At 73.5% G+C, this 20,391-nt stretch carries 23 protein-coding genes; 18 read left to right on the top strand and 5 right to left on the bottom strand.

What is annotated here, in order from left to right:
• The first annotated feature begins 19 nt into the window (after nt 1-19).
• Genes ACFZB9_RS12310 through ACFZB9_RS12295 form a run of 4 tightly spaced genes read left to right on the top strand, consistent with a single transcriptional unit; the run spans nt 20 to nt 4,321 of the window.
• Nucleotides 20-388, top strand: coding sequence for a holo-ACP synthase (locus tag ACFZB9_RS12310; protein WP_391446247.1), 369 nt, complete (start codon nt 20-22; stop codon nt 386-388).
• 9 nt (nt 389-397) lie between these two features.
• Nucleotides 398-1,891, top strand: a complete 1,494-nt coding sequence (locus ACFZB9_RS12305) for an NAD(P)H-hydrate dehydratase (RefSeq protein ID WP_391446246.1) — start codon at nt 398-400, stop codon at nt 1,889-1,891.
• Between the two features lie 35 nt (nt 1,892-1,926).
• Nucleotides 1,927-3,087, top strand: a complete 1,161-nt coding sequence (alr, locus tag ACFZB9_RS12300) for an alanine racemase (protein ID WP_391446742.1) — start codon at nt 1,927-1,929, stop codon at nt 3,085-3,087.
• Nucleotides 3,059-4,321 (top strand): alpha/beta fold hydrolase, encoded by a 1,263-nt coding sequence (locus ACFZB9_RS12295; RefSeq protein ID WP_391446244.1) that lies wholly within the window; start codon nt 3,059-3,061, stop codon nt 4,319-4,321. The genes alr and ACFZB9_RS12295 overlap by 29 nt, the downstream gene beginning before the upstream one ends.
• Before the next feature lie 4 nt (nt 4,322-4,325).
• Here the strand turns inward: ACFZB9_RS12295 and ACFZB9_RS12290 are convergent, their stop codons facing one another.
• A complete protein-coding gene (locus ACFZB9_RS12290; RefSeq protein WP_391446242.1) occupies nt 4,326-5,159 on the bottom strand; it encodes a hypothetical protein in 834 nt (277 codons plus the stop codon).
• Here ACFZB9_RS12290 and ACFZB9_RS12285 point away from each other — a divergent pair.
• The 3 genes from ACFZB9_RS12285 to ACFZB9_RS12275 all read left to right on the top strand — a co-directional run bounded on the left by ACFZB9_RS12285 (nt 5,158) and on the right by ACFZB9_RS12275 (nt 6,704).
• A complete protein-coding gene (locus ACFZB9_RS12285; protein ID WP_391446240.1) occupies nt 5,158-5,607 on the top strand; it encodes a hypothetical protein in 450 nt (149 codons plus the stop codon). The genes ACFZB9_RS12290 and ACFZB9_RS12285 overlap by 2 nt on opposite strands.
• 217 nt (nt 5,608-5,824) lie before the next feature.
• On the top strand, nt 5,825-6,379 hold the full coding sequence (gene tsaE / locus ACFZB9_RS12280) for a tRNA (adenosine(37)-N6)-threonylcarbamoyltransferase complex ATPase subunit type 1 TsaE (RefSeq protein WP_391446238.1): 555 nt from the start codon (nt 5,825-5,827) through the stop codon (nt 6,377-6,379).
• 115 nt (nt 6,380-6,494) lie between these two features.
• On the top strand, nt 6,495-6,704 hold the full coding sequence (locus ACFZB9_RS12275; RefSeq protein ID WP_391446236.1) for a hypothetical protein: 210 nt from the start codon (nt 6,495-6,497) through the stop codon (nt 6,702-6,704).
• Here ACFZB9_RS12275 and ACFZB9_RS12270 read toward each other — a convergent pair.
• Nucleotides 6,650-7,177, bottom strand: a complete 528-nt coding sequence (locus ACFZB9_RS12270) for a L,D-transpeptidase (protein ID WP_391446234.1) — start codon at nt 7,175-7,177, stop codon at nt 6,650-6,652. The two genes, ACFZB9_RS12275 and ACFZB9_RS12270, sit on opposite strands and share 55 nt — an antisense overlap.
• 194 nt (nt 7,178-7,371) lie before the next feature.
• Here ACFZB9_RS12270 and tsaB point away from each other — a divergent pair, with 194 nt between their 5' ends.
• From tsaB to ACFZB9_RS12245, 5 genes are all read left to right on the top strand, one after another.
• Nucleotides 7,372-8,043, top strand: coding sequence for a tRNA (adenosine(37)-N6)-threonylcarbamoyltransferase complex dimerization subunit type 1 TsaB (tsaB, locus tag ACFZB9_RS12265; RefSeq protein WP_391446232.1), 672 nt, complete (start codon nt 7,372-7,374; stop codon nt 8,041-8,043).
• Nucleotides 8,044-8,081: 38 nt separating this feature from the next.
• Nucleotides 8,082-8,600 (top strand): ribosomal protein S18-alanine N-acetyltransferase, encoded by a 519-nt coding sequence (gene rimI, locus ACFZB9_RS12260; protein ID WP_391446740.1) that lies wholly within the window; start codon nt 8,082-8,084, stop codon nt 8,598-8,600.
• Entirely contained in the window at nt 8,593-9,720 is a 1,128-nt protein-coding gene (tsaD, locus tag ACFZB9_RS12255; protein ID WP_391446230.1) for a tRNA (adenosine(37)-N6)-threonylcarbamoyltransferase complex transferase subunit TsaD, read from the top strand. Before rimI ends, tsaD begins: the two co-directional genes overlap by 8 nt.
• Nucleotides 9,717-9,989 (top strand): hypothetical protein, encoded by a 273-nt coding sequence (locus ACFZB9_RS12250; RefSeq protein WP_391446228.1) that lies wholly within the window; start codon nt 9,717-9,719, stop codon nt 9,987-9,989. Before tsaD ends, ACFZB9_RS12250 begins: the two co-directional genes overlap by 4 nt.
• Nucleotides 9,990-10,070: 81 nt before the next feature.
• Nucleotides 10,071-11,027, top strand: coding sequence for a polysaccharide deacetylase family protein (locus tag ACFZB9_RS12245; protein WP_391446226.1), 957 nt, complete (start codon nt 10,071-10,073; stop codon nt 11,025-11,027).
• Here ACFZB9_RS12245 and ACFZB9_RS12240 read toward each other — a convergent pair.
• Both ACFZB9_RS12240 and ACFZB9_RS12235 read right to left on the bottom strand, forming a co-directional pair.
• Nucleotides 11,003-12,208: an SAM-dependent methyltransferase gene (locus tag ACFZB9_RS12240; protein WP_391446225.1), complete on the bottom strand. Its 1,206-nt coding sequence runs from the start codon at nt 12,206-12,208 to the stop codon at nt 11,003-11,005. The genes ACFZB9_RS12245 and ACFZB9_RS12240 overlap by 25 nt on opposite strands.
• Before the next feature lie 12 nt (nt 12,209-12,220).
• Nucleotides 12,221-12,523 (bottom strand): hypothetical protein, encoded by a 303-nt coding sequence (locus ACFZB9_RS12235; RefSeq protein ID WP_391446223.1) that lies wholly within the window; start codon nt 12,521-12,523, stop codon nt 12,221-12,223.
• A 246-nt stretch (nt 12,524-12,769) separates the two neighbouring features.
• On the opposite strand from ACFZB9_RS12235, the gene groES reads away from it, so the two are divergent.
• From groES to ACFZB9_RS12220, 3 genes are all read left to right on the top strand, one after another.
• Nucleotides 12,770-13,078 carry a co-chaperone GroES gene (groES, locus tag ACFZB9_RS12230; protein WP_391446221.1) on the top strand — a complete coding sequence of 103 codons (309 nt, stop codon included), beginning with the start codon at nt 12,770-12,772 and terminating at the stop codon, nt 13,076-13,078.
• 171 nt (nt 13,079-13,249) lie between these two features.
• On the top strand, nt 13,250-14,881 hold the full coding sequence (gene groL / locus ACFZB9_RS12225; RefSeq protein WP_391446220.1) for a chaperonin GroEL: 1,632 nt from the start codon (nt 13,250-13,252) through the stop codon (nt 14,879-14,881).
• 153 nt (nt 14,882-15,034) lie between these two features.
• Nucleotides 15,035-16,063, top strand: coding sequence for a LysR substrate-binding domain-containing protein (locus ACFZB9_RS12220; RefSeq protein ID WP_391446218.1), 1,029 nt, complete (start codon nt 15,035-15,037; stop codon nt 16,061-16,063).
• A gap of 127 nt (nt 16,064-16,190) precedes the next feature.
• On the opposite strand, the gene ACFZB9_RS12215 is transcribed toward ACFZB9_RS12220, so the two are convergent.
• On the bottom strand, nt 16,191-16,505 hold the full coding sequence (locus ACFZB9_RS12215) for a WhiB family transcriptional regulator (protein ID WP_391446217.1): 315 nt from the start codon (nt 16,503-16,505) through the stop codon (nt 16,191-16,193).
• 459 nt (nt 16,506-16,964) lie between these two features.
• On the opposite strand from ACFZB9_RS12215, the gene ACFZB9_RS12210 reads away from it, so the two are divergent.
• The 3 genes from ACFZB9_RS12210 to guaB all read left to right on the top strand — a co-directional run bounded on the left by ACFZB9_RS12210 (nt 16,965) and on the right by guaB (nt 20,331).
• Nucleotides 16,965-17,576 (top strand): response regulator transcription factor, encoded by a 612-nt coding sequence (locus tag ACFZB9_RS12210; protein ID WP_014136228.1) that lies wholly within the window; start codon nt 16,965-16,967, stop codon nt 17,574-17,576.
• Between the two features lie 225 nt (nt 17,577-17,801).
• Nucleotides 17,802-18,470, top strand: coding sequence for an RNA polymerase sigma factor ShbA (shbA, locus tag ACFZB9_RS12205; RefSeq protein ID WP_391446216.1), 669 nt, complete (start codon nt 17,802-17,804; stop codon nt 18,468-18,470).
• Nucleotides 18,471-18,828: 358 nt separating this feature from the next.
• The gene (gene guaB, locus ACFZB9_RS12200) at nt 18,829-20,331 is read left to right on the top strand and encodes an IMP dehydrogenase (protein ID WP_391446214.1); all 1,503 of its coding nucleotides are present in this window, start codon (nt 18,829-18,831) and stop codon (nt 20,329-20,331) included.
• The last annotated feature ends 60 nt before the right edge of the window (nt 20,332-20,391 follow it).

The following is a 20,391-nucleotide window of genomic DNA, read 5'->3' as shown; positions in this document are numbered from 1 at the left end:
ACCGGCTAGGGTCGGTCGGGTGATCATCGGTGTGGGAATCGACGTCGCCTCGATCGACCGCTTCACGGAGTCGCTGGCGCGGACCCCGGGTCTGCGCGAGCGGCTCTTCACCGCGGCCGAGCAGCTGCAGCCCACCGGCAAGCAGCGCTCGGCCGCCTCCTTGGCGGCCCGGTTCGCGGCCAAGGAGGCGCTGGCCAAGGCGCTCGGCGCGCCGGGCGGGCTGGAGTGGCACGACGCCGAGGTGCGCAGCGAGCCGTCGGGCCGGCCGACCTTGCACGTCAAGGGCACGATTGCCGCCCGGGCGGCGGAACTCGGCGTGCGGACGTGGCACTTGTCACTCAGCCACGACGCTGGCGTGGCCTCGGCGGTGGTCATCGCGGAGGGTTAGGTTGCTGTCATGCGCCACGCTCACACCGTCGAACAAGTCCGCGCGGCCGAGGCCGAACTGGCCGGGCAGCCCCTGATGGACCGGGCCGTCGCGGGCCTGGCCGCCACCTGCGCCCGGGTGCTGACCCGCCGGCGCGGCCGGGTCTACGGCAGCCGGGTGCTGGTGCTGGCGGGCAGCGGTGACAACGGCGGCGACGCGCTCTTCGCCGGCGCCCGGCTGGCCCGCCGTGGCGCCGCCGTGACCGCCGTGCTGCTCACCCCCGAACGGGCGCATCCCGCCGCCCTGGCGGCGCTGCGCGCGACGGGCAGTCAGGTGACCAGCGATCAGGAAGTCGGCCTGGCCGACTTCAGCCGTGCCGACCTGATCCTCGACGGGATCGTCGGCATCGGCGGCAGCGGCCCACTGCGGCCGGCCGCCGAACCGTACGCCCGGCAGCCGCGCCGCGGGGTGCTGATCGCGGTGGACCTGCCGAGCGGAGTGGACGCCGACACCGGGGAGGTCGCCGGGGCCGCGCTGCGCGCCGACCTGACGGTCACCTTCGGCACCCACAAGCCGGGCCTGCTGATCGATCCGGGCGCCGGGTACGCCGGCCCCGTGCAGCTGGTGGAGATCGGGCTGCGCCCGCCGGCCGCGCCCGTCGAGGCGCTCCAGCACACCGACCTGGCCGAGCTGCTGCCGTGGCCGACGGCCGAGAGCGACAAGTACAGGCGCGGCGTGGTGGGGCTGCTGGCCGGCTCCGAGCGCTACCCGGGTGCCGGGCTGCTCACGGTGGCCGGAGCGCTGCACGGCGGCGCCGGCGCGGTGCGCTACCAGGGCCGGCCCGCCGAGGAGGTGGTCCGCCGCCACCCCGAGATCCTGCTCACCGTCGGCCGGGTGCAGTCCTGGGTGGTGGGCCCCGGCTCCGGCGAGGACACCGCCGAGGCGCTGGACGACGCGCTGGCCGGCCAGGTCCCGGTGCTGGTGGACGCGGACGGCCTGACCGAGCTGGCCCGCCGCGGCCCGAGCGCGCTGGCCGGGCGCAGCGCGCCCACCCTGCTCACCCCGCACGCCGGCGAGGCGGCCCGGCTGCTGGGCGGCGACGCGAGCGCCGAGCAGGTGGCCGCCGCCCGGCTGCGGCACGCCCGCGAGCTGGCCGCCCGCTACGGCGCCACCGTGCTGCTCAAGGGTTCGACCACGGTCGTCGCCCGCCCGGACGGCACCGCCCGGGTGAACGCCACCGGCACCGGCTGGCTGGCCACCGCCGGCAGCGGCGACGTGCTGGCCGGCCTGATCGGCGCGCTGCTCGCCGCCGGTCTGCCGCCGTTCGACGCCGCGCCGGTCGGCGCCTACCTGCACGGGCTGGCCGGACGGCTGGCCGCCGGCAGCGGAGCGCCGATCACCGCGAGTGACATCGCCGCCGCGCTGCCGGCCGCCTGGCGTGACGCCGCGCGTGGGCAGGAGCCGAGCCGCGGGGAGCGGGCACAGGGCCGTCGGGCGGGCAATGCCGCAGGTCTGGGAGACTGACCCCGATGACAACTGCGAACACGACCGGGACCGCCATGCTCGCCGAGGGACTGCGCGCCGAGGCGACGATCGATCTGGCCGCGCTCCGAGGCAACCTCGCGTCACTGCGTGAGCGGGTGCCGAGCGCCGCCCTGATGGCTGTGGTGAAGGCCGACGCCTACGGCCACGGCGCGCTGCCGTGCGCCCTGGAGGCGCTGGCGGCGGGCGTGCGCTGGCTCGGCGCCACCACGCCCGAGGAGGCGCTGGCGCTGCGCGCGGCCGGGATCGCCCCCGAGCAGGCCAGGGTGCTCTGCTGGCTGTGGACGCCGGGCGGCCCCTGGGCCCAGGCGCTGCGGGCCGACATCGACGTGTCGATCAGCGGTCAGTGGGCGCTCGACGAGCTGCTCGACGCGGTGCGGGCCACCGGCATACCGGCCCGGGTCCACCTGAAGGCCGACACCGGTCTGGGCCGCAACGGCTGCCAGCCGCACGACTGGCCCGATCTGGTGGACGCCGCGCTGCGCGCGCAGGCCGCCGGACAGCTCGACGTGGTCGGCATCTGGTCGCACTTCGCCGCCGCGGACGAGCCGGGCCACCCCTCCATCCGGGCCCAGCAGGACGCCTTCGCCGCCGCGCTGGCCTACGCCGAGCGGGCCGGGGTGCGCCCCGAGGTCCGCCACCTCGCCAACTCGCCGGCCACCCTGTTGCTGCCGGACTCCCACTACGACCTGGTCCGCACCGGCCTGTCGATGTACGGCCTGTCACCGGTGCCCGAGGTGGGTTCGCCGGCCGACTTCGGGCTGCGCCCGGTGATGTCGCTCAGTGCCCGCCTGGCGCTGGTCAAGCAGGTCCCGGGCGGACACGGCGTCAGCTACGGCCACCAGTACACGACGCCGGGCGACACCACCCTCGGCCTGGTCCCGGTCGGCTACGCCGACGGCATCCCCCGGCACGCGAGCGGCACCGGCCCGGTGCAGATCGGCGGCAAGTGGCGCACGGTGGCCGGCCGGGTCGCGATGGACCAGTTCGTGGTCGACCTCGGCGGTGACCTGCCCGACGTGGGCGAGGAGGCGCTGCTCTTCGGCAACGGCGAGCGCGGCGAGCCGATGGCCGAGGACTGGGCGCGGGCCTGCGGGACCATCTCCTACGAGATCGTCACCCGGATCGGTTCCCGGGTGCCGCGCCGCTATGTGGGCGGGAGCGGGGCGCTCGGGTGAGCGGGCGGCCGGCGTGAGCGACCCGGTGGGCCCGGCGGTGCCGGGCGGTGCGGCGAGCCCGGTCAGCCGGGCAGGGCTGATCGGCCTGTCGCTCGGTGTCGCGGCGGCCGGCGCCGCCGCGGGTGTGGCGATCGAGCGCCTGACGCTGGGCCGGGCCCGGCGGCGGGCCCGCGAGGAGCTGGACGCGGTCGCCCCGTTCGGCACGCTGCGCGGACGGCCGCGCACCGTGCGGGCCGAGGACGGCACCGAACTGTACGTCGAGGTGGACGGACCCGAGGCGGGCGAGTCGGCGCTGACGGTGGTCTTCTGCCACGGCTACTGCCTCAACCAGGACAGCTTCCACTTCCAGCGCGCGGCCCTGCGGGCCGGTCTGCGGCTGGTCTTCTGGGACCAGCGCAGCCATGGCCGCTCCGAGCGCTCCCGCTCCTACCTGGCCGGGCGGCCCGCCTCGATCGACCAGCTGGGCAGCGACCTCAAGGCGGTGCTCGACGCGGTCGTGCCGAGCGGGCCGCTGGTGCTGGTCGGCCACTCGATGGGCGGCATGACCGTGATGGCGCTGGCCGACCAGGAGCCGCAGCTGTTCCGCGAGCGCGTGGCCGGGGTCGCGCTGATCGGCACGATGGCCGGGCAGTGGGACACCGTCACCTTCGGGCTGCCCCCGGTGGGTTCCAAGGTCTGGCGCCGGGTGGGCCCCGGCGTGGTCAGGCTTCTGGGCAGTCAGGTCGGCCTGGTGGAGGCCACCCGGCGGATCGGCGCGGACGTCAGCGCCGTCTTCTACCGCCGGTTCTCCTTCGGCGGCGGCAAGCCGGTCGACCCGGCGGTGGCCCGGTTCGCCGAGCAGCTGCTCGACGGCACCCCGATCGACGTGGTCGCCGAGTTCTACCCCGCCTTCGGTGCCCACGAGAAGACCGCGGCGCTGGCGACGATGACCGGGCTGCCGGTGCTGGTGCTGGCCGGCACCGAGGACCTGATCACGCCTGCCACCCAGAGCGAGGCGATCGCCCGGGCGCTGCCGGAGGCCGAGCTGGTGCTGGTGCCGGGCGCCGGCCACCTGGTGCTGCTGGAGTGCCCCGTGGAGGTCGACCACCGGCTCGCCGTCCTGCTCGAACGCGCGGCCGAGCGGGCGGGCGCGCGGTTGCCCGCGGCCGTGCACGAGCTGGCGCGGGGCGCGGACGAGCCGGCGCGGGGCGCGGACGAGAGCCCCGGGGAGGAGCAGAGCCGCCCCGGGGCGTGAGACGTCAGGCGGCGTGGCTGCCCTTGCGGCGGCGCACCATCACGAGGGTGGCGACACCGGCGGCGATCACCGCGGCGCCGGTCAGCGCGATCGGCAGGCTGTCGCTGCCGCCGCCGGTGAACGCCAGCGAGGGGCCGGCGCTGTGGCTGGGGGCGGGGAGGTCGCCGGCCGGGTGGGCCGGGGAGGCGGCCTTGGCGGCGGCGATCACCGCCGGAGCGGGCGCGGTGACCTGCGGGGTGGTGACCTTGCTCAGCACGCTCGCCGGGACGGCGGGGTTCGAGCCGGGCTTGGCGTTCGAGCCGTTCGAGCCGTTCGAGCCGTACGGTCCGGTGGCGGCCGTGCTGCCACCGCTGGTCGGCGAGCCGCCGGCCTGCGGGCTCGCGGTGGCCGCCGCGAAGTTCAGCGTGGCGCCCCACATGCCGCTGGCCACGCTGACCGGGGTCCCCGAGGAGTCGAGCAGCGACCCGGTGAAGTCGGAGACGGCGTACGTGACGCCGGTCGGGGTGGTGGGGCCGGCGGTCAGCCGGACGTGGATGCTCGCGACGTCACCGGCCGGCACGTACAGCCAGCTGTTGTCCCACGGGTCGCCCTGCGGGCCCGGGTAGACCATGGCCCAGGTCGTCGGGGCCGAGGAGCCCGAGCCGAGCTGCGCCGCGGTGTGCCAGACCCCCTGCGCGTCCTGGACCTCGAGCTTCAGCGGGGCGGCGCCGTTCGGGTTCGCCGCGCTGTTGGGAATGAAGAGGTTCGGGAAGGCGATCAGGTCCTGGTGGCTCGGGTTGGTGTAGGTCACGGTGAACTCGACCGGCGCGCCACCCACCACGACCGGGCTGGTCGGCATGGACTGGAAGCCGACGACCGGGTTGTCCCCCTGCGCGGCCGGCGGCAGCTGGGTGACCGAGCTGGGCGACCCGCTCGGGCTGCCGCTCACGGGGGAGCCGCTGGGCGAGGAGACCGGCGGGGACCAGACGCCGCCGCTGGGCGAGGCGACCGGCGAGGAGACCGGGCTGCCGCTCGGGGAGGCGACCGGGGAGGACCAGGGGCTCCCGCTGGGCGAGGCGACGGGCGAGGACCAGGCGCTGCCGCTGGGCGAGGCGACGGGCGAGGACCAGGTGCTGCCGCTCGGCGAGGGCAGCGGGGAGGACCAGGTGCCGGTGCTGGGGGAGGGGACGGGCGTGGCGGTGTCGGCGAACGCACTCGGGCCTGCGATGGCGGTGACGACGACGGCACTGCCGAGTGCGGTGGCGGCAGCCGCCAGGCGCATCTTCATGGGGGTCCCCTGTTGGTGAAGAGTTTGGTGTGCGAAGCGTGAGAACTTCGCGAGAGCTGCACGGACGATAGCGGCCGCCGAACCACCGCCCGCAACAGGGTTTCCCGTCACACCGTGTACAGAAGGCCCACTCCTGCCCACAGCCGGACGAATCGACGGCCCCGCCGCGTGGGCCGCGCCCGATATGGCACCGTTGGCTCAGAGTCGACCGACCCGTCCACCAGACAAGAGGAGCCATGGGCGCCCACACCACACTCACCGTCCCCACGCCCGAGCTGATGACCGGTCTCGGCCGCCGGCTGGCCGGGGTGCTGCGACCCGGGGACCTGGTGCTGCTCTCCGGCGAGCTGGGGGCCGGCAAGACCACGCTGACCCGGGGGCTCGGGGAGGGGCTCGGGGTGCGCGGGGCGGTGACCTCGCCGACCTTCGTGATCGCCCGGGTGCATCCGTCGCTGGTGGGCGGCCCGGCGCTGGTGCACGTGGACGCGTACCGGCTGGGCGGCGGGCTGGACGAGATGGAGGACCTGGACCTGGACGTCTCGCTGCCGCAGTCGGTGGTGGTGGTCGAGTGGGGCGAGGGCAAGGTCGAGGAGCTGTCGCAGGAGCGCCTGGAGGTGCGGATCGAGCGCGCCCTGGGCGGGGCCGAGCCGGCGACGGCGGTGGCCCTGGAGGCATCGGCCGAGGTGGCCGAGGAGATGGCCGACCCACGCCGGGTGACCCTGCGGGGCCTGGGCGAGCGCTGGACCGGGGTGGACCTGGCAGCACTGGAGGTCGACGGGGCCGACGTCTGAGGCGGGGGCCGATGCACGACTCTTACCGACAGGCTGTCGGGATCCTGTTGCGGCGGCGGTGGCCGACGTGATGGGATGGGCTTTGCAGTTAGGTGTACCTAACTAGGGAGTCGTGATGGAGAGCAGCACCCCCGCCGCTGTCACCGCCGCGGTCGGCAAGCACGCCGAAGCCGCCGCCGAGCAGGTGCCGATGGGCCGGCTGCTGGCGGCGACGGCCGCGGCCGCGGCCGTGTGCACCCCGCCGAGTCCCCGTGAGCCGAAGCCCGGCGATCAGGGCACCACCTGTACCCGGGTGCCGTCGGGGGCGAAGTCCCAGAGGGTCTGACCGTCGGCCCGGTCGGTGCGGATGCCACCGGTCTTGGTCTTCGGGTCGGCTTCGGGGGTGGCGCCGTCGACGGCGGCGCTGAAGCCGAAGACCGTGCCGGCCTGCTGGGCGAAGCGCACCACGTGCTCGATCTGCTTGCCGTCGGTGCCGTTGGCGGCGGCCGCCCGGCTGTAGACGGTGTAGGTGCCCGGCGTCGGGTTGACCGAGCCGGGGGTCACCGGGAAGGCGGCCTGGATCTGCGGGTCCTTCTTCGGGTCGACCAGCCAGACCTCCTTGGCGCCCACCGAGTAGACCACCCGCCGCAGGGCGACGCCGGCCGCCGTCGCGGGCAGCGGCGGAATCGTCGGGGAGGGCGAGGCGCTGGGGGAGGGCGCGCCGGGCGGCGCGGCGTTCGCGCTCGGCGGCGGCTGGGCGGCCGAGGCCTTCGTGGCGGTGCCCTCGGCCTGGACGGCCAGCAGGGAGATCAACCCCATGGCACCCAGGGTCAGCCCGGCAACCGCGACTGCAGGACCCCTCTTCGCCACTGTCCGCTCCCGTCGTTCGTAGGGCCGTGCGCCCCATCGTGCCAGGTTCTGCACGGGCCTTCGGGACATCGCGAACGTGTGTTCCTGAGGAGGGGTGAACAGCGAAAAAAGAGCGGACTCCGGCGACCAACTAACCTTGACCCGTGCTGCTGCTCGCGTTCGACACCGCTACCCCTGCCGTTACCGCCGCCGTCCACGACGGCTCGGCCGTCCTGGCGCAGACCTACCAGGTCGATGCCCGGCGCCACGGCGAACTGCTGCTGCCCGCCATCGGGCGGGTGCTGGCCGAGGCGGGGGTGGACAAGCGGGAGCTGACCGCGCTCGCGGTCGGCGTCGGCCCCGGCCCGTACACCGGGCTGCGGGTGGGCCTGGCCACCGCCGCCGCCCTCGGCCACGCGCTCGACCTGCCGGTGCACGGCGTCTGCACGCTGGACGCGATCGCCCACCAGGCCCGGGCCGAAGGCCTGACGGGCCCCTTCACCGCGGCCACCGACGCGCGCCGCAAGGAGGTCTACTGGGCCGACTACGACGCCGAGGGGTGCCGGGTCGAGGGCCCGGCGGTGGACCGGCCCGGCGACCTGACGGCCCGTGAGGTCTCGGTCGGCGCCGGCGCGCTGCTCTACCCCGAGACCTTCCCCGGCGCGCTCGGCCCCGAGCACCTGTCGGCCGGCGCGCTGGCCGACTTCGCGGTCACCGAGCTGGCCGCCGGGCGCGAGCTGCTGGCGCCGCTGCCGCTCTACCTGCGCCGCCCCGACGCCCAGGTGCCGGCCGCCTTCAAAACGGTTCTGGGTGGCAAGCCGGTGCTGCCGGCGTGACCGCGCCCGTGCGGACCGCGCGCATCACGCTGCGGCCGATGCGCTGGTGGGACATCGCGCCGGTGCTGGAGCTGGAACCGCGGCTCTTCCCGGAGGACGCCTGGTCGGCCGGGATGTACTGGTCGGAGCTGGCCGAGGCGCACCCGGGCGGCAACCGCCACTACACGGTGGCCACCACCGAGGACGGCACCATCGTCGGCTACGCGGGCCTGATGGCGGTCGGCGACGAGGCGGACGTGCAGACCATCGGCGTGGACGACCGCTACCAGGGCCGCGGCCTGGGCACCGCGCTGCTCGGCGACCTGATCGCCGAGGCGGCCCGGCGCGGCTGCGCCGCCCTGCTGCTCGAAGTGCGGATCGACAACTTCCGCGCCCAGCGCCTCTATGAGCGCTTCGGCTTCGCGCCGGTCGGCATCCGGCGCGGCTACTACCAGCCGGCCAACGTCGACGCGCTGGTGATGCGCCTGGACCGGCTGGACGCGAACGAGCCCGCCGACCACGAGTTCACCGATCACCAGCCGAACGAGAACGACACCGAGGATGAAGACCATGGCTGACGAACCGCTCGTCCTGGGCATCGAGACCTCCTGCGACGAGACCGGCGTCGGCATCGTGCGCGGCACGACCCTGCTGGCCGACGCGGTGGCCTCCAGCGTCAACGACCACGCCCGGTTCGGCGGCGTGGTCCCGGAGATCGCCAGCCGGGCCCACCTGGAGGCGATGGTCCCCACCATCCAGCGCGCGCTGGACACCGCCGGGATCAAGGCGAGCGACCTGGACGGCATCGCGGTCACCGCGGGCCCGGGCCTGGCCGGCGCGCTGCTGGTGGGCGTCAGCGCCGCCAAGGCCTATGCCTGGGCGCTGGACAAGCCGCTGTACGGGGTCAACCACCTCGCCTCGCACATCTGCGTGGACCAGCTGGAGCACGGCCGGCTGCCCGAGCCGACGATGGCCCTGCTGGTCTCCGGCGGCCACTCCTCGCTGCTGCTCACCGGCGACATCACCTGCGATGTGCGGCCGTTGGGCGCGACCATCGACGACGCGGCCGGCGAGGCCTTCGACAAGGTGGCCCGGGTGCTCGGCCTCGGCTTCCCCGGCGGCCCGGTGGTGGACAGGATGTCCCGCACCGGCGACCGCAAGGCGATCCACTTCCCGCGCGGCCTGAGCGGCCCCAAGGACCCCGCCTTCGACTTCTCCTTCTCCGGTCTGAAGACCGCGGTGGCCCGCTGGGTGGAGGCCAAGCGGCGGGCCGGCGAGGAGGTGCCGGTGGCGGACGTCGCGGCCTCCTTCCAGGAGGCGGTCACCGACGTGCTGACCCGCAAGGCGGTCAAGGCCTGCCAGGAGCACGGCGTCGACCACCTGATGATCGGCGGCGGCGTGGCGGCCAACTCCCGGCTGCGCGCGATGGCCGAGCAGCGCTGCGAGCGGGCGGGCATCCGGCTGCGGGTGCCGCGTCCGGGCCTGTGCACGGACAACGGCGCGATGGTCGCGGCGCTCGGCGCGGAGATGGTCTGGCGCAACCGCGCCCCCTCGGCGCTGGACCTCTCGGCGGACTCCTCGCTGCCGGTCACCGAGGTCTCGGTGCCCGCGGCCGGGGTGCCCGCGGCCGGGGCCGCCGGCGATGCCCACAGCGACCTGCACGGCCAGGCCTACCGCGCGCTGGACGGCCGGGCGTGACCGTAGCGGCCATGTGGGAGGCCCGGGCGGCCCAGGGGCGCGGCGCCGAGCTGCTCGCCTGGGCCCGCGAACAGGCGCTGCCCGTGCCGGCGGCCGACGGCCCGGACAGGGTCGAGCTGTTCACCGCGCCCGGCGAGCGGGTGCTGCTGATCAGCTGGTGGCCGGACGGGGTGGCGCCGCTCGCGCCGCCGCAGCCGCCGGCCGAACTGCTGGCCCGGCCGGTGCACCAATGGGCGTTCCGTAGCGAGCTGGTGGTCGAGGCAGGGTAGCGTTCGGGGCCGGAAGCTAAACGAAGCCTGATCGAAGCCTGATCGAAGCCTGATCATCGAGGACGCTGGGGGCGGGACGCCGTGAAGAGGGACCACAGGAGCCGGCTGACGGCGCTCGCGGCGGGTGCGCTGGCGCTGGCCGCGGCGGTCACGGTCAGCGGCTGCGGCAGCAGTGGCGGCGGCAGCGGCAGCGGGGACGGCGGCGGCAAGAACGTCGCCCCGCAGGGCGCCTCGCCGAGCGCGGGCTCGCCGAGCGCGGGCTCGTCGGCCCCGCCGCCGGCCGGTGCCGTCCCGGCCGTCTCGCCGAGCACCGTGGCCCCGCCCGGCCAGGTGTCGGCGGCGGCCTGGGCCAAGTGGAACCTCAAGCCGCTGCCCGCCGCCCCGCCGCCGCCCTCGGACAAGCCGGTCAAGCTGACGAAGACCGGCCAGGTCCCGGTGATCAGCAACATCACCACCACCGACAAGGTGGTCTTCGTGACCCTCGACGACGGTGCGGAGAAGGACCCCAAGTTCATCGAGATGATGAACGACCTGAAGGTCCCGATCACCATGTTCCTGATGAACGACACGATCAAGGACAACTACGGCTACTTCAAGCCCCTGCAGGCGGCCGGCAACTCGATCCAGAACCACACGCTGCACCACCCGCAGATGAGCACCAAGTCGGCCGCCGAGCAGAAGACCGAGGTCTGCGGCGACCAGCAGGTGCTGACCCAGCAGTACGGCACCGCCCCGATCCTGTTCCGCCCGCCCTACGGCGACGGCGCGCACACGCCGACCCTGAACACCGCCGTGCAGGAGTGCGGTCCGCGCGCGATCGTGCTGTGGCGCGAGTCGATGCAGATCCACGACATGCAGTACCAGGCCGGCGACAAGAAGCTGAAGCCCGGCGACATCATCCTGGCCCACTTCCGCGGCCCGACGGAGCTCAAGGGCGAGACGATGACCCAGATGTTCGGCGAGCTGCTCAGCCGGATCCAGGAGCAGGGCTTCGCGGTGGCCCGGCTGGACGACTACATCGCCCCGCCGGCCGGCTGAGGGGGTCGGCCGGCCGGCTGGGCCAGCAGCATCGCCGGGGCGTCGGCGATCCGGGTCAGGAAGACGGTGACCGCGTTCGGCCCCTCGGGCTTCAGCTGCCGGCGCAGCTCCTCCGGCGTCAGCCCGATGCCGCGCTTCTTGATCACCACCGTGCCCACCGCCCGCTGCCGCAGCAGCGCCTTGAGCTTCTTGACGTTGAACGGCAGCACGTCGGTGATCTCGTACGCGTGCGCGTAGGGCGTGGGCAGCAGCTGATCCGAGGTCAGGTACGCGATCATCGGGTCGATCAGGGTGGCGCCCAGCTGCCCGGCCACCTCGGCGACCAGATGGGCGCGGATCACCGCGCCGTCCGGCTCGTAGAGGTAGCGGCGCACCGGTGCGGCGGGGGGATCGGGCAGCCGGCCGCCGGTGAGGCTGTGCCCGCCGGGCAGCAGGGTGGCGCGGTGCGGGGCGTCGGCGGCGGGCCCGGTGCCGAACCAGAGGACCGCCTCCTTGACCTCGCCGTGGTCGGAGACCCACTCCGCCTCGGCGTCCTCGGGGACCGCCTCGTGCGGGATCCCCGGGGCCACCTTGAGCGCCCCGAACGGGGTGCGGCGACCGGCCTCGACGGCCCAGGAGAGCGGCGGGGAGTACGCGGCGGGGTCGAAGACGCGGCCCTTGTCGGTGCGCCGGGCGGGGTCGGTGAAGACGGCGTCGAAGCCGTCCACCGACACCTCGGTGACGTCCGCGCAGCGCACCTCGATCAGCTCGGCCAGGCCCAGTGCCTGCGCGTTGGCGGCGGCCACCGCACAGGTCAGCGGGTCCCGGTCGACGGCGAGGACGCTGATCCCGGCCCGGGCCAGCGCGATCGCGTCCCCGCCGATGCCGCCGCACAGGTCGGCCAGCCGGCGCACCCCGAGCGCGGCGAAGCGCCGGGCCCGCCAGTCGGCGACGGTGCGCCGGGTGGACTGCTCGACCCCGTTGGGGGTGAAGTACATCCGCCGCGCGTCGGCGCCGAACTTGGCCTCGGCCCGCTGGCGCAGCCGTGCCTGCCCCAGGGCTGCCGAGACCAGCTCCGCCGGGTGCTCCCGCCGCAGCCGGGTGGCCAGCGCGAGTTCCTGCTCGGGGGCGTACTCGCGCAGGTCGTCCAGCAGCCGCTGTCCCTGCTCGCTCAGCAGTTGCTCAAGGGTCTCGGTCTCCACCCGCCCATTCGATCACGACAGGACCGGCAGCAGGCCGAGCGCGGTGACGCCGAGCTGGAGGGCTCCGGCGCCCGGCCGCCGGAGCCCGAGGCAGATCAGGCCGCTGGCGGCCGACACGCCGAGGCAGCTCCAGTAGAGGACGGCAATCTTCCGGAACAGACCGTCGAGGCCGTCCTCGCCGACCCGGCTCGCCATGGCGACGACGACCAATGTGAAGCCCACGAACAGGACGAGGTCGAGGGCCAGCAGGCCGAGGATCAGCTGCCGGTTCCGGGGCCCCGGCGGGTGGGGCTGCTGCTGTTCGGAGAGCGTCATGCCAGGAGTCTGCCCGGGCCCGCGGCCGCCGCACATGAGTACGGGTACCCGGGTTCTCGCGATCGGCTGGCGCGCCGTTGGCACTCTGGTTGACTGAGTGCTAACCGCGGCCTAAGGTCGTTCCTGGCACTCTCCCCCGGGAGAGTGCTAACGCGACAGTGCTGGCCTGACCCCCGCGACGGCAGGCCAACGGTGTCGCCACCTACCTGTTAGACAACCCCGTAATCTCCGAAGGGGAACTCGGACGTGACCACCGCCAGCAGCAAGGTTGCCATCAAGCCGCTTGAGGACCGCATCGTGGTCCAGCCGCTCGACGCCGAGACCACCACGGCCTCCGGCCTGGTTATCCCGGACACCGCCAAGGAGAAGCCCCAGGAGGGCGTCGTCCTGGCCGTCGGCCCGGGCCGCTTCGAGGATGGCCAGCGCCTGCCGCTCGACGTCGCCGTCGGCGACATCGTCCTGTACTCGAAGTACGGCGGCACCGAGGTGAAGTACAAGGGCGAGGAGTACCTCGTCCTCTCGGCTCGCGACGTTCTCGCCATCGTCGAGAAGTAGATCGTCAAGCAGTCAAGCAGTCCGACGGACCTGACGGTCCGTCCTCTGGCCCCGCCCCGGATCCGTGTCTCCCTCCCGGCAACTGCCGCAGGGGCTCAAGACAGGGGCCCGGGGCGCGGCTGTTGGTCCACCTGACGTCACGTAACGCAGACATCCCGAGGAAACGGAATCATGGCGAAGATCCTGCAGTTCGACGAGGACGCCCGCCGCTCGCTCGAGCGCGGTGTGAACAAGCTGGCCGACACCGTCAAGGTGACCATCGGTCCCAAGGGTCGCAACGTCGTCATCGACAAGAAGTTCGGCGCCCCGACCATCACCAACGACGGTGTCACCATCGCCCGTGAGGTCGAGCTCGACGACCCGTACGAGAACCTTGGCGCGCAGCTCGTCAAGGAGGTCGCCACCAAGACCAACGACGTCGCGGGTGACGGCACCACCACCGCCACCGTGCTGGCCCAGGCCCTGGTCAACGAGGGTCTGCGCAACGTCGCCGCCGGTGCCGGCCCGGCCGCCCTGAAGAAGGGCATCGACAAGGCCGTCGCCGCCGTCACCGAGCACCTGCTCTCGGTGGCCCGCGAGATCGAGGGCAAGGACGACATCGCCGCCGTCGCCTCCCTCTCCGCGCAGGACCCGCAGGTCGGCGAGCTCATCGCCGAGGCCATCGACAAGGTCGGCAAGGACGGTGTCATCACCGTCGAGGAGTCGAACGCCTTCGGCGTGGAGCTGGACTTCACCGAGGGCATGCAGTTCGACAAGGGCTACCTGTCGCCGTACTTCGTCACCGACCAGGAGCGTCAGGAGGCGGTCCTGGAGGACCCGTACATCCTGATCAACCAGGGCAAGATCTCCTCCATCCAGGAGCTGCTCCCGCTGCTGGAGAAGATCCTGCAGGGCGGTGCCTCCAAGCCGCTGCTGATCATCGCCGAGGACGTGGACGGCGAGGCGCTCTCCACCCTCGTGGTGAACAAGATCCGCGGCACCTTCAACGCGGTGGCCGTCAAGGCCCCGGGCTTCGGCGACCGCCGCAAGGCCATCCTGGGCGACCTGGCCACCCTGACCGGTGCCACCGTCATCTCCGAGGAGGTCGGCCTCAAGCTCGACCAGGCCGGCCTGGAGGTGCTGGGCTCCGCCCGCCGCGTGACCATCACCAAGGACGAGACCACGGTCGTCGACGGTGCCGGTGACAGCGAGGCCGTGGCCGGCCGGGTGGCCCAGATCAAGGCCGAGATCGCCAACACCGACTCGGACTGGGACCGCGAGAAGCTGCAGGAGCGCCTGGCCAAGCTGGCCGGCGGCGTCTGCGTGATCAAGGTCGGCGCCGCCACCGAGGTGGAGCTCAAGGAGCGCAAGCACCGCCTGGAGGACGCCATCTCGGCGACCCGCGCCGCGGTCGAGGAGGGCATCGTCGCCGGCGGTGGCACCTCCCTGGTGCACGCGCAGAAGGTGCTGGACGGCGGCCTGGGCCTGTCGGGCGACGAGGCCACCGGTGTCGCCGTGGTCCGCAAGGCGCTCGCCGAGCCGCTGCGCTGGATCGCTCAGAACGCCGGCCTGGAGGGCTACGTCATCACCTCCAAGGTCGCCGAGCTGGACGGCAACCAGGGCTTCAACGCCGCCACCGGCGAGTACGGCGACCTGGTGAAGGCCGGCGTCATCGACCCGGTCAAGGTCACCCGCTCCGCCCTGGAGAACGCCGCCTCGATCGCCTCGCTGCTGCTCACCACCGAGACCCTCGTGGTGGAGAAGCCGGCCGAGGAGGAGGCGGGCGCCGGTCACTCGCACGGCGGCCACGGTCACTCGCACTGACCCGAGCCGGTAGCGCGCCGCTGAGCGCGCCACCCCTCTCATGAGGCCCGGTCACCCCCGCTCGACGGGGGCGACCGGGCCTCAGGCGTTCCCGTGGCGGTGGCCGGGCCTCAGGCGTTCGGGCGCGGCAGCGGCGCGGCGTACGGTTGGCGCATGATCGAGGCTCGTCATCTCCGTGTCCTGCGCGCGGTCGCCCGCACCGGCTCCTTCTCCGCCGCCTCGCGTGAGCTGGGGTGCACCCAGCCGGCGGTCAGCCAGCAGATGAAGGCGCTGGAGAAGGCGGTGGGCCTGCCGCTGGTGGCCCGCTCCGGGCGCGGGGTGCAGCTGAGCGAGGCCGGCGAGGTGCTGCTCAAGCACGCCGCGGGGATCCTGGCCGGGCTGTCGGCCGCCGAGCAGGAGGTGGCCGCCATCGCCGGGCTGCGGGCCGGGCGGGTGCGGCTGGTCTCGTTCCCGACGGCGAGTTCCACCCTGGTGCCGCCCGCCGTCGCCCGACTGCGCGACGCCCATCCGGGGGTGCGCGTGTCGCTGGTGGAGGCCGAGCCGCCGGAGTCGCTGGCGATGCTGCGCGGTGGCGAGTGCGAGATCGCGCTGGCCTTCCGCTACCCGGATCAGGCCGCGAGCCCGCTGCCGGCCGAGCCGGCGGCCGCCTTGGCCGCCGGCCCCGCGCACAGCACCTCCCGGGCCGATCGGGCCGCCGCGGTCCTGGCCGCGGCCGAGACGGCCGCCGCGGGGGACTGGGCCGACCTGGTGGCCCGCCCGCTGCTGGCGGATCCGCTGGTCGGCCTGCTGCCGGTGGACCACCCGCTGGCCGGCCGCGGCGAGGGGCACCCGGTCGAGCTGTCCGAGCTGGCCGAGGAGCAGTGGATCGCGGGCTGCCCGCAGTGCCGCGGGCATCTGGTGGAACTCTGCGCGGGTGCGGGGTTCGCGCCCCGGATCGACTTCGCGACCGACGACTACCCGGCGGTGGTGGGCCTGGTCGCCGCGGGGCTGGGGGTCGCGGTGCTGCCGAGCCTGGCGCTGACGGCGGTGCGGCACGACGCGGTGGCCGCGGTCCCGGTGCACGCGGCCTTCGGCGGACCCGCGGTGCGCGAGGTGGTGGCGCTCACCCTGCCCGACCTGGCCGAGGTGCCGGCCGTCGCGCTCATGCTCGACCGGCTCGCCATGGTGGCGGCCGGTCGCTGAAGGGATGCCGAGGGCTGGGCCGGCGGGTGCTTCGATGAAGGCCGGGGCCGGGTGAGCGACGAGTGCCCGGGTGAGCGACAAGTGAGCGAAGAAACGTTTCCTCCGCTCGGCGGCTGCTGATCGGCAGTTACTGAGGGGCGGTCAGTGGCACCTCGATCAGCCGGTTGCGCGCGCGTCCCTGAAGTTCCTCGCGTTCGTCCTCGGTCAGGCCGCCCCAGACGCCGTACGGCTCCCGGACCGCCAGTGCGTGCGCCGCGCACTCGGTCCGTACCGGGCAGCGCATGCAGACCTCCTTGGCGCTCTGCTCACGCGAACTGCGCGCCGCGCCGCGCTCCCCTTCGGGGTGGAAGAAGAGCGAACTGTCCACGCCGCGGCAGGCGGCGGAAAGCTGCCAGTCCCACAGATCCGCGTTCGGACCGGGGAGTCGGGAGAAATCGGCCATGGCTCGTTCCCTTCGAGTCGTCCGACAGCCGTTCGGCGAGGCTTCGAGGCGCCGGGATGGACACCTGGAAATATGACTTACGGCAAGCTGTGGGACAAGTCACCCACAGAGTTACACAACAGTCAATGATCGTACAAAAGCCCTAAAAACGGACGAAGGGCGCCGGAAAGCGATCGCGTCCGCTGTGGCAATCGGGTGGACCGGTGTGTCGGCGCCGCCCGGTCCCGGGCTGCCGCCAGGCCGTACTCCGGCGTGCGCGGCGCGCGCCGGATGTGCGTGCCGAGCACAAAAGAGCGGCGTTTGCCCCGCGATGCGGCTGATCCGTAATGGGTTGGCCACGTACAGTGGTGGAGATGGCCCTGAAGGCCGTAACTCATTCGGGTGACGGTCGTTGGAAGTGCGGAGAGTGTTCGTACCAGCCAGGAGGCTCAACGTGACGCGGATCAGCGGAGGACGGTCATGACTTCCGTTCTCGTTTGCGACGATTCACCGCTTGCCCGGGAGGCGCTGCGCCGCGCGGTGGCGACCGTGCCGGGTGTCGACCGGGTGACAACGGCGACGAACGGTGAGGAGGTCCTCCGCCGCTGGGTGGCCGACCGCTCCGACCTCGTCCTGATGGATGTCCGGATGCCCGGACTGGGCGGGGTGGAGACCGTGCGGCGGCTGCTGTCCGCGGACCCGGGGGCCCGGATCATCATGCTCACGGTCGCCGAGGACCTCGACGGCGTCGCGCTCGCGGTGGCCGCCGGGGCGCGCGGCTACCTGCACAAGGACGCCTCGCGGGCCGAACTGCGGGCCACCGTGACCCAGGCGCTGGCCGATCCGACCTGGCGACTGGCGCCGCGCCGGCTGCGCAGCCCGGACATGGGGGCGGCCCCCACCCTGACGGCCCGTGAGATCCAGGTGCTCGAAGGCATGAGCCACGGGCGGAGCAACGCCGAGATCGGCCGCGAGCTCTTCCTCTCCGAGGACACCGTGAAGACGCACGCCAGGCGGCTGTTCAAGAAGCTCGGCGCCTCGGACCGCGCCCACGCGGTGGCGCTCGGCTTCCGCTGGGGCCTGGTCCGCTGAAGGTCCACCGGCCGCTGCCGCGCCCCTTCCTCCCCTGGACGGAGGGAGGGGCGCGCTCGCTTTTCCTCGGGCGCGGCATAGGACCTTCGGCCCGTCAGGCTGCACCATGGAGGAGTGGAGCACGGCGACGGTGGGAGCGGGGGTGGCTCGGTGGCGGATAACGTTCCGGTGCACAAGTCCGGACGCGGTGCGAGGTTTTCCGATGTGACCAGGCACCATGGACCGATGCGCGACGACGAGGCCACCGACTCCGGCGAGGAAGCACCGGCCGCTGCCGTCCCCGACAACTCCGGGGCCCGCGGCCGCAGGTCGTCGCACACCGGCACATCGCCGCTGGTGGCCGAGCTGGTCTCGGCCGCGGTCCGCGGTGAAGGCCCGGCCACCGACGCTCTGTTGGCATACGTCCATCCGCTGGTGCTGCGGTACTGCCGCGGCCGCCTGGTGCGGCTGCCCGGCGGTGCCCGGCACCACGTGGACGACGTGGCGCAGGAGGTCTGCGTCGCGGTGCTCTGCGCGCTGCCCCGCTACCGGGACGAGGGGCGCCCGTTCGAGGCCTTCGTCTACAGCATCGCCGCGCACAAGATCGCCGACCTGCAGCGGGCCGCGATGCGCGGACCCGGCTCGACGGTGATCCCGCCGGACGACCTGCCCGAGGTGCCGGACGAGGCGCTCGGCCCCGAGGAGCGGGCGCTGCTCAGCAGCGACGCGGCCTGGATGCGCGAGCTGCTCTCCAACCTGCCGGCCCGTCAGCGCGAGCTGGTGCTGCTGCGGATCGCGGCCGGGCTGTCGGCCGAGGAGACCGGCGAGATGCTGGGGATGTCGCCCGGCGCGGTCCGGGTCGCCCAGCACCGGGCGCTGAGCCGGCTGCGGGCGCTCGCGGAGGAGTCGGCCTAGGGCCGCTGCCGAGGGCGCCGCCAGGCGCCCGGACCGGCACGGCGCGGGCCTGCGCGGTTGTGGAATAGCTCACCATGCCCAGCTGCTGTCAAGGGGGCGCGACGCCGACATTCGCCGCACCAGTACCATGGGGTATCGGCGCCTGGACAGGTTGCCAAAGATCCGCGCGGGCGGGCGGTCCTTTCTTGGATGTTCCTCCAAACGGTTGCTTCTGGTGTCCTGGCCGGTGCCGGTGAGCGCGCGGGTGTGAGGAGGCCGTCACCACGGCCCAGCCACCCGGCAGAGCGACTCCTGCGCCCCCGACCCTCCGTAGGGCGCATCCGATCGACCGGCCGGCCACGGGAAGGTAGCCCCCACCATGTCTCTTAACGCCGCAGGCGTACCCGAGAAGTTCGCGATGCTCGGGCTCACGTACGACGACGTCCTGCTGCTGCCCGGGGAATCCGCCGTGCTGCCGAACCAGGTGGACACCGCGTCCCGGGTCTCGCGCAATGTCCGGGTGAACATCCCGCTGCTCTCCGCCGCGATGGACAAGGTGACCGAGGCCCGGATGGCCATCGCGATGGCGCGCCAGGGCGGCGTCGGCGTGCTGCACCGCAACCTGTCGATCGAGGACCAGGCCAACCAGGTCGACCTGGTCAAGCGTTCCGAGTCCGGCATGGTCACCGACCCGATCACGGTGGGCCCCGAGACCACGCTGGCCGAGGCCGACGCGCTCTGTGCCAAGTTCCGGATCAGCGGCGTGCCGATCGCCGACCCGGACGGCAAGCTGCTGGGCATCGTCACCAACCGTGACATGGCCTTCGAGTCGGACCGCAGCCGCCAGGTCCGCGAGATCATGACCCCGATGCCGCTGATCACCGGCAAGGTCGGGATCTCCGGCGAGGACGCGATCGGCCTGCTGCGCCGGCACAAGATCGAGAAGCTCCCGCTGGTCGACGACGAGGGCCGGATCAAGGGCCTGATCACGGTCAAGGACTTCGTCAAGGCCGAGAAGTACCCGAACGCCGCCAAGGACGCCGAGGGCCGACTGCTGGTCGGTGCCGCGGTCGGCGCCAGCGCCGAGGCCTTCGACCGGGCGCAGGCCCTGGTCGCGGCCGGTGTCGACTTCCTGGTGGTGGACACCTCGCACGGCCACAGCCGCAACGCGCTGGACTGGATCGCCAAGATCAAGTCCGCCGTCGCCGTCGACGTGGTCGGCGGCAACGTGGCCACCCGGGACGGCGCCCAGGCGCTGATCGACGCGGGCGTGGACGGCGTCAAGGTCGGCGTCGGCCCCGGCTCGATCTGCACCACCCGCGTGGTGGCCGGCATCGGCGTCCCGCAGGTCACCGCGATCTACGAGGCCGCGGTGGCGTGCCAGGCGGCCGGCGTGCCGGTGATCGGCGACGGCGGCCTGCAGTACTCCGGTGACATCGGCAAGGCGCTGGCCGCCGGTGCCGACACGGTGATGCTCGGCTCGCTGCTGGCCGGCTGCGAGGAGTCGCCGGGCGAGCTGCTGTTCATCAACGGCAAGCAGTTCAAGTCCTACCGCGGCATGGGCTCGCTGGGCGCCATGCAGTCCCGCGGCCAGGCGAAGTCCTTCTCCAAGGACCGCTACTTCCAGGGCGAGGTCACCTCCGACGAGAAGCTGATCGCCGAGGGCATCGAGGGCCAGGTGCCCTACCGGGGCCCGCTGTCCGCCGTGCTCTACCAGCTGGTCGGCGGTCTGCGGCAGACCATGGGCTACGTGGGTGCCGCCACCGTCGCCGAGATGGAGAGCAAGGGCCGGTTCGTCCGGATCACCTCGGCGGGGCTCAAGGAGAGCCACCCGCACGACATCCAGATGACCGTCGAGGCGCCGAACTACACCAGCCGCTGACCACGGCGAAGGCCCGCCACCCGAGCCGGGTGGCGGGCCTTTGTGCGTGCGGGGCCGGGC

The organism is Kitasatospora sp. NPDC008050 (genome assembly GCF_042957465.1).
In the GTDB taxonomy this organism is placed as follows: Bacteria; Actinomycetota; Actinomycetes; order Streptomycetales; family Streptomycetaceae; genus Kitasatospora.
This window is presented reverse-complemented; position numbering and strand designations above follow the sequence as displayed.

Coding starts and splice junctions, on each gene's coding strand:
- ACFZB9_RS12305 (WP_391446246.1), top strand. CDS start 398: ATGCGCCACGCTCACACCGTCGAACAAGTCCGCGCGGCCGAGGCCGAA.
- alr (WP_391446742.1), top strand. CDS start 1,927: ATGCTCGCCGAGGGACTGCGCGCCGAGGCGACGATCGATCTGGCCGCG.
- ACFZB9_RS12295 (WP_391446244.1), top strand. CDS start 3,059: ATGTGGGCGGGAGCGGGGCGCTCGGGTGAGCGGGCGGCCGGCGTGAGC.
- ACFZB9_RS12285 (WP_391446240.1), top strand. CDS start 5,158: ATGGACTGGAAGCCGACGACCGGGTTGTCCCCCTGCGCGGCCGGCGGC.
- ACFZB9_RS12290 (WP_391446242.1), bottom strand. CDS start 5,159: ATGCCGACCAGCCCGGTCGTGGTGGGTGGCGCGCCGGTCGAGTTCACC.
- tsaE (WP_391446238.1), top strand. CDS start 5,825: ATGGGCGCCCACACCACACTCACCGTCCCCACGCCCGAGCTGATGACC.
- ACFZB9_RS12275 (WP_391446236.1), top strand. CDS start 6,495: ATGGAGAGCAGCACCCCCGCCGCTGTCACCGCCGCGGTCGGCAAGCAC.
- ACFZB9_RS12270 (WP_391446234.1), bottom strand. CDS start 7,177: ATGGGGTTGATCTCCCTGCTGGCCGTCCAGGCCGAGGGCACCGCCACG.
- rimI (WP_391446740.1), top strand. CDS start 8,082: ATGCGCTGGTGGGACATCGCGCCGGTGCTGGAGCTGGAACCGCGGCTC.
- tsaD (WP_391446230.1), top strand. CDS start 8,593: ATGGCTGACGAACCGCTCGTCCTGGGCATCGAGACCTCCTGCGACGAG.
- ACFZB9_RS12235 (WP_391446223.1), bottom strand. CDS start 12,523: ATGACGCTCTCCGAACAGCAGCAGCCCCACCCGCCGGGGCCCCGGAAC.
- groL (WP_391446220.1), top strand. CDS start 13,250: ATGGCGAAGATCCTGCAGTTCGACGAGGACGCCCGCCGCTCGCTCGAG.
- ACFZB9_RS12220 (WP_391446218.1), top strand. CDS start 15,035: ATGATCGAGGCTCGTCATCTCCGTGTCCTGCGCGCGGTCGCCCGCACC.
- ACFZB9_RS12215 (WP_391446217.1), bottom strand. CDS start 16,505: ATGGCCGATTTCTCCCGACTCCCCGGTCCGAACGCGGATCTGTGGGAC.
- ACFZB9_RS12210 (WP_014136228.1), top strand. CDS start 16,965: ATGACTTCCGTTCTCGTTTGCGACGATTCACCGCTTGCCCGGGAGGCG.
- shbA (WP_391446216.1), top strand. CDS start 17,802: ATGCGCGACGACGAGGCCACCGACTCCGGCGAGGAAGCACCGGCCGCT.
- guaB (WP_391446214.1), top strand. CDS start 18,829: ATGTCTCTTAACGCCGCAGGCGTACCCGAGAAGTTCGCGATGCTCGGG.